Origin of the sequence: Candidatus Methanomethylophilus sp. 1R26 (genome assembly GCF_001481295.1) — an archaeon.
Taxonomy (GTDB): Archaea; Thermoplasmatota; Thermoplasmata; order Methanomassiliicoccales; family Methanomethylophilaceae; genus Methanomethylophilus.
The window spans coordinates 31,423-41,692 of the sequence record NZ_LOPS01000015.1; the positions used below are offsets into that span (position 1 = coordinate 31,423).

14 protein-coding genes and 2 pseudogenes are annotated in these 10,270 nt (G+C 60.5%); 2 read left to right on the forward strand and 14 right to left on the reverse strand.

Annotated elements, in window-relative coordinates; genetic code table 11:
• Positions 1–20: 20 nt before the first annotated feature.
• The gene (locus tag AUQ37_RS12065; protein ID WP_235584866.1) at positions 21–575 is read left to right on the forward strand and encodes a tyrosine--tRNA ligase; all 555 of its coding nucleotides are present in this window, start codon (positions 21–23) and stop codon (positions 573–575) included.
• A gap of 17 nt (positions 576–592) precedes the next feature.
• Positions 593–1,189, forward strand: a complete 597-nt coding sequence (locus AUQ37_RS12070) for a hypothetical protein (RefSeq protein WP_235584867.1) — start codon at positions 593–595, stop codon at positions 1,187–1,189.
• Between the two features lie 57 nt (positions 1,190–1,246).
• On the opposite strand, the gene AUQ37_RS03175 is transcribed toward AUQ37_RS12070, so the two are convergent.
• The 14 genes and pseudogenes from AUQ37_RS03175 to AUQ37_RS03235 form a co-directional block, all read right to left on the reverse strand.
• A complete protein-coding gene (locus AUQ37_RS03175) occupies positions 1,247–2,242 on the reverse strand; it encodes a bifunctional oligoribonuclease/PAP phosphatase NrnA (protein WP_235584868.1) in 996 nt (331 codons plus the stop codon).
• On the reverse strand, positions 2,205–3,671 hold the full coding sequence (locus AUQ37_RS03180) for an ABC transporter permease (RefSeq protein WP_058747375.1): 1,467 nt from the start codon (positions 3,669–3,671) through the stop codon (positions 2,205–2,207). Before AUQ37_RS03180 ends, AUQ37_RS03175 begins: the two co-directional genes overlap by 38 nt.
• A pseudogene (locus AUQ37_RS03185) lies at positions 3,668–4,390 on the reverse strand (ABC transporter ATP-binding protein). The gene AUQ37_RS03180 and the pseudogene AUQ37_RS03185 overlap by 4 nt, the downstream one beginning before the upstream one ends.
• 67 nt (positions 4,391–4,457) lie before the next feature.
• Positions 4,458–4,859, reverse strand: a complete 402-nt coding sequence (locus tag AUQ37_RS03190; RefSeq protein WP_058747376.1) for a prefoldin subunit beta — start codon at positions 4,857–4,859, stop codon at positions 4,458–4,460.
• Positions 4,856–5,095 carry a KEOPS complex subunit Pcc1 gene (locus AUQ37_RS03195; protein ID WP_058747377.1) on the reverse strand — a complete coding sequence of 80 codons (240 nt, stop codon included), beginning with the start codon at positions 5,093–5,095 and terminating at the stop codon, positions 4,856–4,858. Before AUQ37_RS03195 ends, AUQ37_RS03190 begins: the two co-directional genes overlap by 4 nt.
• A 1-nt stretch (position 5,096) precedes the next feature.
• On the reverse strand, positions 5,097–5,228 hold the full coding sequence (locus AUQ37_RS03200) for a DNA-directed RNA polymerase subunit P (protein WP_058747378.1): 132 nt from the start codon (positions 5,226–5,228) through the stop codon (positions 5,097–5,099).
• 18 nt (positions 5,229–5,246) lie between these two features.
• Positions 5,247–5,560, reverse strand: a pseudogene (locus tag AUQ37_RS13470) (50S ribosomal protein L37ae).
• Positions 5,561–5,565: 5 nt separating this feature from the next.
• Positions 5,566–6,372 (reverse strand): exosome complex protein Rrp42, encoded by an 807-nt coding sequence (rrp42, locus tag AUQ37_RS03210; protein WP_058747379.1) that lies wholly within the window; start codon positions 6,370–6,372, stop codon positions 5,566–5,568.
• The gene (gene rrp41 / locus AUQ37_RS03215; RefSeq protein ID WP_058747380.1) at positions 6,369–7,112 is read right to left on the reverse strand and encodes an exosome complex exonuclease Rrp41; all 744 of its coding nucleotides are present in this window, start codon (positions 7,110–7,112) and stop codon (positions 6,369–6,371) included. The genes rrp42 and rrp41 overlap by 4 nt, the downstream gene beginning before the upstream one ends.
• The gene (gene rrp4, locus AUQ37_RS03220) at positions 7,109–7,651 is read right to left on the reverse strand and encodes an exosome complex RNA-binding protein Rrp4 (protein WP_201013690.1); all 543 of its coding nucleotides are present in this window, start codon (positions 7,649–7,651) and stop codon (positions 7,109–7,111) included. Before rrp4 ends, rrp41 begins: the two co-directional genes overlap by 4 nt.
• A gap of 35 nt (positions 7,652–7,686) precedes the next feature.
• Positions 7,687–7,875, reverse strand: a complete 189-nt coding sequence (locus AUQ37_RS10765) for a hypothetical protein (RefSeq protein ID WP_201013691.1) — start codon at positions 7,873–7,875, stop codon at positions 7,687–7,689.
• A 50-nt stretch (positions 7,876–7,925) separates the two neighbouring features.
• Entirely contained in the window at positions 7,926–8,612 is a 687-nt protein-coding gene (locus AUQ37_RS03225) for a ribosome assembly factor SBDS (RefSeq protein ID WP_235584874.1), read from the reverse strand.
• A 5-nt stretch (positions 8,613–8,617) separates the two neighbouring features.
• Positions 8,618–9,424: an archaeal proteasome endopeptidase complex subunit alpha gene (gene psmA, locus AUQ37_RS03230; protein ID WP_058747381.1), complete on the reverse strand. Its 807-nt coding sequence runs from the start codon at positions 9,422–9,424 to the stop codon at positions 8,618–8,620.
• Between the two features lie 58 nt (positions 9,425–9,482).
• Positions 9,483–9,818 carry a hypothetical protein gene (locus AUQ37_RS03235; RefSeq protein WP_235584872.1) on the reverse strand — a complete coding sequence of 112 codons (336 nt, stop codon included), beginning with the start codon at positions 9,816–9,818 and terminating at the stop codon, positions 9,483–9,485.
• Positions 9,819–10,270: the final 452 nt, after the last annotated feature.

The window sequence follows — 10,270 nt, forward strand, 5'->3', positions numbered from 1 at the left end:
AAGGGACGCTTCTTAACCGCATGATAGATATGGATACGGAAGAGAGGGTTTCCCTTGTAACGAGGAACGCGATGGAGATCATCAATGAGGACGAACTGCGGAAGCTTCTGTCCGAGAAGGAGAATCCCCTCGCGTATATCGGGTTCGAGCCCTCGGGGCTGGTCCATATGGGCTGGGCTCTGGTCACTTCCAAGATCCGCGACCTCTGCGACGCCGGCTTCAAGGTGATCATCCTCTGGGCGGACTGGCACGCGGCCATCAACGACAAGCTGGGCGGCGATCTGGAGAACATCCGCGCCTGCGCCCGCTACATGGAGGACTGCTTCGTCGCGCTCGGCGTTCCCCGCGACAAGGTCGAGTTCAGGTACGCGAGCGAGGTCCTCGACGACCTCACCTACTGGGAGGACCTCATTAAGATCGGGAAGGTCACGACCATGTCCCGCGTCAAGAGGGCCATGACCATCATGGGAAGGAAAGAGGACGAGGCGGAGCTCGACTCCTCCAAGGTCATCTACCCGCTCATGCAGGCCACCGACATATTCCACCTGAGGTCGACCTCTGCTACGCCGGCATAGACCAGAGGAGGGCGCATATGCTCGCCAGGGATGCCGCCGACAAGCTGGGATGGAAGAAGCCGATAGCTCTCCACACCCCCCTGATCCCCGGGCTGAAAGGAGGTTCCAGGATGAACCCCGAAGGCGTCAAGGAGCTTCAGACCAAGGAAGTGGAGGTCTGCAAGGTGGAGGATGCCGGCAAAGCGGGCATCGAGGAGCGCGCCTCCGTCATGATCGAGATGAAGATGTCTAAGTCCGACCCGACGAGCAGCATCAACATCCACGACACCCCGGACGATGTCAGGAAGAAGATCAAGAAGGCCTACTGCCCGCCCGAGAAGGAGAAGGAGAACGAGAACCCCATGCTCATGATGGCGCGCTACATCGTGTTCCCGCGCCTGGGCAGGTTCGACGTCAAGCGCCCGGAGAAATACGGCGGAGACATCTCCTTCGCGGATTACGATGCCCTGACATCGGCCTACTTCGGCGGAAACCTGAGCCCGGTGGACCTTAAGACCGGTGTCGCGGATTCCCTGATCGGGATCCTGGCGCCTGTGGCCGAATACTTCTCGGCCCATCCGGAGAACTACGAGAGGATGAAGGCCATCCTCGCATCGGTCAAGAAACTCCGCTGATATCCGGCGGCCGGCCGTCCGGGCCGGCCCCCGGCGCATCCGCAGGCTCGGGACGGTTCAGGAAGAGGGCCCGCTGCCTTCGGCGCCCATCTTCGTTTTGATCTCCCTGAAGATGTCCATGGTCTTCATCATGCACATGTTGAGCATGGCCTCTGCATCGCCGGTGCCGGTCATCCCGGCGGCTCCTCCGTGCCCCCCGCCGTCCGTCTCGGTCTCCTGGCACAGGTCTCCCATGATGCTGTCGAGCTTCACACCCCTGCGCACGGCCTCCTGAGTCGCCCTTCCGGACACGCGGAACTCATTCTCCCTCTGGGACGCTACGAACGAAACATCTGCGCCCGAGGCGATGAGGGCCTTGCAGCAGGCAGCCTCGTAGCTGCTGCTCATGGATACGGCCACTATCATGTCGCCTACGCGCTCGAATTTGGATCTCCCGACGGCCTTCATGGCCGCGGTGCGCTCGCTCATGCTCATCGGGGCACGGGTCAGGAGCATGGCCTCGTCCATCGGTATGGAGCATGTGTCCATGACGTCGGCGAACGCGCGGAGCTCTGCCGGGTCCGAGTATTGGAAATGCCCCGTGTCGGTGAGCATCCCGGCTATGAGGGCCAGGCCCACATCCCTGCCGATGGGCGCCGAGCATCCCTTGATTATGTCGAGGACGATCTCGCAGCACGATGCACGGTCCGGGTCTATGAACGTCCTCATGCCATTCCATCTGCCGTTGGAGGTATGGTGGTCGATGACGATGCAGTCCGCGGGAAGCGCGAGCCCCTCCTTCTGCAGCTGCTCGGGCGATGAGGTGTCGACGATGCAGACCGTATCGTAATCGGACAGACTGCAGTCCTCGATGATCGGTATCCCTATCTTGTCCGCCACCATGCGGGCGACCCTGTCCAACCCGTTCGGAGCATAGATGTCGGCCGGGGAGAATGTCCGGGAGAGGGCATATGCCGATCCAACTGCATCGCAGTCCGCGTTGCCGTGTACCAGTATGACCTTCTTCCCGCCTTCCTCAAGAGCCTTCCTCGCCTCGCTCGTCTCCATCTTCATTGTCTCCGGACGGCTTCCCGAACAACCTCTTGGTCTGGCTGCGGTCGAGACCGGTGATGAGGATGTCGGAATTGTATATCTTCACCGTCAGCCACACCAGGAACGCATCCAGCACTATAAGGTAAGCGATTCCTCCGGCCACCAGGGCGATATTTCCGAAGACGAGGTTGTTCATGACCATCATGGGATGGGAGAACGGGATGGCGAAGATCAGGGCCTGCGCTGCAGCAGGAAGGCTGTCCCAGCTCATGAACATGAATACGAACATGGGGATGAGGGCGAGCACGCTGATGGGCATGGTCATGGTCTGCGCCATCTTGTAGTTCTTGGTGAAGGCGCCGAGCACCATGCAGATGGCCAGCGCGCTGAAGATCGACAGGAACAGGACGGCCATCAGGACCGCCCAGTCGGAAGCTCCCATAGCCAGGCCGTAATCGCCGAGGTTCACCGAATCGGCGCCGTACATTACGCCGTCAGTGTAGAACACCATCCCGATCATGTACACAAGGCCGTAGATCAGGCCCATGACGGCCGCGGCCAGGAGTTTCCCGCTGACGATGGTGGTACGCTTGATGGGCATGGTCAGGAGGGTCTCCAAGGTCTTGTTCTCCTTCTCGCTCCCCATGGACGATATCACAATGCTCCCGACCATGACGATGACGATCATCACGACGATGGGGACCATGAACGTCTGGGACATCATCGCGCTGGAGATGTTGTAGGGCGTGACATCGTCGTAGACGGTGCCGTTGATCTCGGTATGATTGCTGTTCCCGCCCCAGCTGAGCGGCTGGATGATCCCCTCCATATCCTTGGCCCCGGTCTTCAGGAGTATGACCTCGGAGAGCAGGGTATTCATCTGGCTCACCATCGAGGTGCCGGTGGAACTGGAGGCCGAGCCGTACAGTCCTTCGTCGCGGTAGACGAAATACACGCCTATGTCGGTGCGCTTCGTCTCCGTCTCCGATGCGTAGTTGTCGATGATATGCTGCACATTGGATGTAAGGGCAGGGTCTATCGATATCGCGAACTTCAGACCGCCGTCCGACACAGCCTGGGTCAATGCGGAGGCATTATCCGGCCCCTCATCCAGATAATGTATCGATGACATGGCCCGGTCGCTGTCCGTGCCGTAGAGGGAGACATAGGACATCAGGATCAGCGACATCACGTCTTTAGGGCCGGAAAACGCCGGGCTGCCTGCCTCTAGGTCCTGGACCCAGCTGTTGAAATCGCTGAGGCTGTAGTTCGGATCGCTGTCCGCGTATGCCACTCCGATGTCGGGCGCTGAAGAGGAGCTCTCGGTCTCGCCGCTTATCGCGGATCCGATGGCGCAGAACATGACGACCACGAGGACCATCGAAGCGATCGTCCCGGGCGTGAGCATCTCCCGGACCTCTTTCTTTGTTACGTTGATGAGATGGTTCATCCTCTCACCGCCCTGACGAAGACCTCTTCGAGGTTCTTCGCGCCATACTTATCCATAAGCTCCCGGGGGGTCCCCAGTTCGATGATCCTGCCTTTGTTTATCATCGCCACCCTGTGGCACAGGCTCTCGACCTCGAACATGTTGTGGCTGGAGATCAGGACGGTCGTCCCGTTCTCCGCGATACGCTTGACCTATTCGCGGATATCATAGGCATTGAGGACATCCAATCCCGAGGTTATCTCGTCCATCACGGCCAGGCGCGGCGACGGCATCATGGCCCTCGCTATCAGGAGCCTGCGGGTCATGCCCTTGCTGTAGGTGCTCACTTTCGAGTCGATCCTGGGGCCGAGGCCGGCCGTCTCGATGCCGCGTGCGACCATTCCGTCCAATTCCGCGCCGGAGGCGAAGAACCCCGCCATGAAGCGGATGTACTGCCTCCCGGTCAGGTCCTTGTAGGCTCCGGAGTCCTCGGGGAGATAACTGATTATCCTGCGGACCTCGTCGCCCTCGGTCGAGACATCGTGCCCGCAGACGCTGATCGTGCCGGAAGATATGCCAAGCAGGGTGCAGATCATCCTGAGGGTCGTGGTCTTGCCGGCGCCGTTCGGTCCTATAAGGCCGAATATCTCGCCTTCGCCGACGCTGAAACTTATACCTTTGACAGCTTCGCGGTCTCCATAGGCCTTGTGCACGTCCCGGAGGACCAGAGCATCGGTCATGCACTGTTATCCGGGAGATCGGATAAAAAGGATACCGGGTTACGCTCATGCGCACCCGGCAGGGGTTTCACTCGTCCTCTTCGTCGTCGTCGGAGCGTTTGGCCGCGGCGCGGGAGGCGGAACGGGCAGATGCACCGCCCATGGCGTTGTTGATGTTGCTCTGGAGCATCTCGTACTTGGCGCGGAGGTCCTTCTCCTGCTTCTCGAGGCCGCGGATGCGTATCCCGACGGTCTCGAGGGACTCGTCGAGCTCGGCTTTGAGGGCTTCTTTGTCATCCACTTTGATGAGGAGGACGCCGACATTGCGGTAGACGTCGCCCTTGGATTTCTCCAGTTCCTCTACGGTCCTCTGGAGCTCCTTCTGCTGAGCCTCCATCTGGCTCTTCTGGGCGAGAACCGTCTGGAGCTGCTGCTGCACCTGCTGGAACTGGGTGATCTGATTCTGCAGCTGGGGGCTTATTCCGTTCATTTTGATTCCTCGGTCAGTTTAGCGATGCTGTCTGTGACTGCGACGCACTCGAGAAACGAGTTGAGCGCCGCGCGGACGGCGGACGTATCGGATGCCTCGATGGAGAGGACGGCCTCCCCGTTCTCCTCCTTCATCTCGGCATGCGTCCTGGAGAGGTCCCTGTGGACCTCCGGGGCGAGCGCCGCGGCCGAAACGGCCGCGCCGGCGCCCGATATCTTCAGGACCGCTTCCGGCATATCAGTCGGATTTCAGGGTCTTCTTGGAGTTGGGTCTCTCCTTGATGAAGATCCTGGAGCCGCACTTGTCGCACTGGAGCCCGATCGCGGTCATGTTCCTGATGGGCTCGTTGCACTTGGCGCATCTGTACATTTCGACCGCCGGTCAGATTCACTCGGCCGCTGCAGCGGGCTCCGCGGAGGGGACCGCTTTCGCCTCGGCGGCCTTCGCAGCCTTAGCGGCGACGAGGGCGTCGGTGGTCTTCTTGGTCTTAGGGCTGTAGGCTGCGGCCGCGAACTTGTTGCCGCAGTGCCTGCACTGCCAGATGCCGGAGGCGACCCTGGTGACGGACATGTGGTGGCACTCGGGGCACTCATGCTTGGCTTCTGGTGGGCCTCGATCGTCTTGACCCTGTTGCGCACGACGACTCCGTACCTCGCTCCGAACCTTCCGGAGGTTCCTGCTTTCTCGGTTCTCTTGGACATTCTAATCACCCGATGATCTTTCTGATCTGTCTGCCAATCTCGACGGCCCTGTCGAGGCAGAGCGAGAGGTCACCGCGGGTGATCGATCCCTTTCCGCCTTTCTGCATGGCCCTGAAGTTGCCGTTATCGTCGGTCGTGACGGTTAGACGGGCTGAAGAAATGGCTTCCTCGTCGAAATTAGGGTCTACTATTAAATCATTGCCTATTTTGCATTCGGTGACGGAGATGGGCGTGCACGTGACCGGCAGGGGGCAGTCCTCCATCTCGGTCACATTGCCGTCATCGTCCGTCCTGCTCTTCCCGTACTGCTTCCAGGGGACGGTCGCGGTCTTGAGGGCCATGACCGCTGCCAGGTTGCAGGCGTCGAACAGGTTGCCGTCGAAGTCGAGGGCGTATATGTCGATAAAGATCATCCAGATCTCCTCACCCTTCTTGATGCACAGCTGCTTGACGTCGATCATCCCGGACTCGCGGATGCCGCGGTCCACCACGCGGGCCAGCTCGATGGCGTCCTCCGAGGGAGGTCCGGGCTCGAACGACTCGTGGGCCATCGGGATGAGCTCGGCGCCGGTGGTGATCACGCCGTCGCCGGGGGCATCCATGTAAGGGGCTCCGGGGATGACCTTCACGCCGGCGATGACAGTCGTGCCGCCGAGGCTGACCTTGGCCGAGCCCTCGGCCGAGGCGATGATGCCGGTCTCGACGGAGATCTTCCTGACCTCGTCGAGCTGCCTGCCGTCCTCCCTCCTGCCCTCGGCGAGCAGGTTCATGAGGTGGTCCCTCTTGATCTGTGATACGATGTAGTTGCTCATTCGGAGGCCTCCTTGGATGCTTTCTCCGTGTACCTGCGCTTGAGGGCGTCTCTCTGGATCTCATTGAGCTCGTGGGCGGCGCCGAACGCCATGTCGAGTCCCCTGTCGAGCTCTTCGCGGGTCATGTTCCCGTCCATCTGCAGCAGGACGATCTCGTCGGTGCTGGGTATGATGGCCAGCGGGACATCGGCCTGCCCATAGTTGTCCTCTTCTTTGTTGAGGTCGAGGACGACGTGCCCGTCCGCCTTGCCGCAGGCTATCGCAGGGACCAGGTCCCTCATGGGGATGCCGGCGTCAGCGAGCGCGACCGAGGCCGCCGAGAGCCCGGCGCACCTGGTCCCGGCGTTCGCCTGGAGGATCTCGATATACACGTCGATGGAAGCGCGCGGGTAGAGCTCGGTCATGACGACGGAGCTCAGGGCCTCAGATATGAGCTTGGAGATCTCGACGGATCTCCTGTCCGTTCCGGGCCTCTTCCTGTCGCTCACGGAGTACGCCTGCATGTTGTACCTCACCTGGATGACGGCCTTGGTGGGGTCCTGCATGTGCTTCGGCCTGCATTCCCTGGGCCCGTACACCGCGCACAGGACCTTATTCTTCCCGATCTCGAGGTAGCATGAGCCGTCTGCGTTCTTCAGGACGCCCGCCTCGATCTTGATCGGCCTCTTCTCGTCGCATTTCCTTCCGTCAATCCTGATGCCGTCGTCGTTGACCAGCACCATGTCTGTGTGTCCGCTCATTCAGATCCCTCCTCTGCGTCCCCGGACTGGGGCACCTTCTCCGACAGGAACCTCTGGACCCTCTCGGTCAGGTCGGCCGATCTCGACTCGGCCTCGATCATCTTGATGGCCGCCTCGGCGGCCTCTGCGTTCATGCCGTCCCCGTCGATCCATATCCTGCCGTTCTGCCCTACGAATATGCGGCAGTCGGTCATGTTCTTCAGCATCTGGATCATCGATCCCGCCTTGCCGATGACACGGGAGATCTTGTTATGGTCGATCTCGGTGAGTATGCCGCCCTCGATCTTCCTGAGGCCGGAGTCCTTCATCGTAACGGAGACCTTCTTGGCCTCGTCGACCATCAGGATCTTCAGGAGGACGACGTCCCCGACGGTCAGGAACCGGGAGGTGTCCCCGAACTCGACCTTCCAGGGGACCTCGCTCACGTGGAGCGGCGCCGGATAAGGCGAGCGGATATCGACCATCCAGTTGGACGGACCGACGTCGTTTATGATGCCGATGACGGTGTCCCCGGCCACCGGCATGTAGCAGCCGCCCATGGGGATGACCCCTACGGTGTCCCCGGCGTAGTTCTTCAGCCGGTTATGCAGGCGCGGACGGATCCGTCCGCCTCATACGCATTGTCTCCCGGGGCGTATCTGTCGGACGGGCCGAGGACGTCTCCCGGTACGACGATCTCCCTGGGCCTTCTCGGGCCTCTGCCGTCGCGGGAACCGCTGCGGCCCTCTCTCTCGGGCCCGGGGCCCCTTCTCTCAAAAGCCATATGTTATCTCTCCGTAATGATGCAGGCCGCCGCTCACGACGACACCAGTTTTATCTGGGCCTTCCCGTGGGTGCGGTTCTCAGGTTGTTGGTGAGGTCGGTGATGAGGCCCGCGGGGATCTCGAGCATCCCTATCCACGAGCCGTCGGGCGTCCATTCCTCCCTGTCGACCAGGCCGAACTTCGAGATCTCCTCGATGCAGCGGCCGTAGTCCTCTCCCCTGAGCTTGATCGCGACCCTGCTCTTCTCGAAACGGATGGGAAGGAGGGGACGGAGGACCTTCATGGCCTCCTCGACCTCCTTGTCGAACGGCCTCTTGGCATCGACATGGTACTTACCCTCCTCGAGAGCCAACTGGATCCTCAGCGGGGGATGGGGGAGCTTGGTCTGCGGGTTTATGGCGTTGGCCGAGATGTACGCTATGACGCGCTTCCTCTTGGCGTCGAGCAGTTCCCTGCGCTGCTCGGCCGTCATCTGGACCTCTCCCTTCTCGATGATGTGCTTCGCGACGGCTATGGGGTCGCCGGCGCAGTCGCCGAAGACCTCCTTCATGGCGGATTCCGCGGGCCTGGTGCCTTTGCGGGCATCCTTGAAGACGTCCTCAACGGCCAGATAGTCCGCGAGGTCCACGTCTTTGCCCTGTTTTATCAGGTCCATGGCCTTGGGGTCGAGGAGCACTTCGAACCTCTCTCCATGGCTCTCGAGCCTGGCGACAATCGCATCATCGAGGTCGACCATCGGTCTCACTCTTCGGTCTTCTTGACGCTCTTCCTCGCTCTCGGGGATTTCTTCGGTTTATCCTCGCCCTCGGCGCCGTCCGCGGAGCCGGCTTCCTTCTTTCCGATGCCTTTGATGGCCTCGGCCTTCTCATCATCGCTGAGGCGCCTGAACTTGGAGCCTTCCTCGACGACGCCGATCTCCACGGATTCCGGCTTTAGGTCCTCCTCGATGGCCGCAGACAGGGCTTCGAGGGCCAGTGCCAGGGCTTCCTTGTAGGGCATCCCGTCGCGGTACGATTTCTCGAAGACCTCCATAGCCACTGCGCGCCCGCTCCCGATGCAGCTCGCTTTGTAGGCCACGAGGGCGCCGGACGGGTCGGTCTCGAACAGGTGGATCCCCAGGTCGTCGGTCCCCGCCACTAGCAGGGCGGTGCCGAAGGGCCTGGCCCCTCCGTACTGGGTGAAGTTCTGCTCATAATCGCAGACCTTTTTGGTCAGCATCTCCACGCCGATGTTCTCACCGTAGTTCACGCGGTGGATCTGGGCCTCTTTCCTCGCCTGGTCGACGAGGATCCTGGCATCCGCGACCAGGCCGGAGGTCGCGCAGCCGATGTAATCGTCGATGTTGTAGATCTTCTCGATGGAATCGGGCTCCACTAGTTTGGAGGAGACACGTTTGTCCACCGCCAGGAGCACGCCGCCCTTGAACTTGATGCCGATAGTCGTCGCTCCCTTCTTGACGGCCTCGCGGGCGTACTCCACCTGGAACAGCCTTCCGTCAGGGGAGAAGACGGTGATCCCCCGATCATATGCCATTTGTCCTGGTTGCATGGTTATCCTCTGTGGGCCTCGTATGAACGCGCTTCTATAAGAAGGCGCGTCACCGCCGTCAGCGGGGGCCGGGCGGTTTAGGCGGGGCCTTGCGGGACGGCCTCGGGGGAGCGTTCTCCCTCAGCACGCGGTACCTGGAGCGGAGCGTGCGCAGGGTGCCCGATGTGCGGACGGCTTCGGAGGATGGATCCGCGCGTCTGACCGCCGCCGCGCATCCATCGGCCGTCTCCGGCGAGCACCTGACTATCGCCATGCCCCCTGCACATTGGATGACGCGGAACTGCCTCGGCATCCTCTGGGATAATTCCGGCATCGCGAGGCCGGGGGAGACCCTGAACGCGATGTAGCGGCGCCTCCCGCGCTTGGATTTGACGGTCATGATGTGGAAGCCCATCGCACGGCTGTGCTTTAATCGTTCGCCGGCGGGGAGGGGGTTTCCCCACGGCCGAAGCCTGCTCCAGGGGAACTCAGGATGAGCATACCTCAGCACGGCCCAGCGGAACCCGGGGAATCCGGACGGCAGCGGCCCGCCGGAATCCAGAAGGCCGCAGAACAGATACTGGATACAGCATCCTGCATTACCCAGATATGCAAATCAGATTTGAATCTCTAACCAATGATATTTAATCCATTCTACAGAAACCCTTGACAGCAATTTTTTAGGACAATCTTAACTATATACGAATTTTAAAAAGTATGCAATTAAGGTACAGGGAAAATAGTTATTTTACCTGATTAGGTAAACCCATGATGAAGCTATATTCTCTCAATGCTGGCACATGTGGTTTTTTACCCTACCTAAAAATTGTATGAGCATTTTTTATTTAAATTTCAAGACTCTAAAAA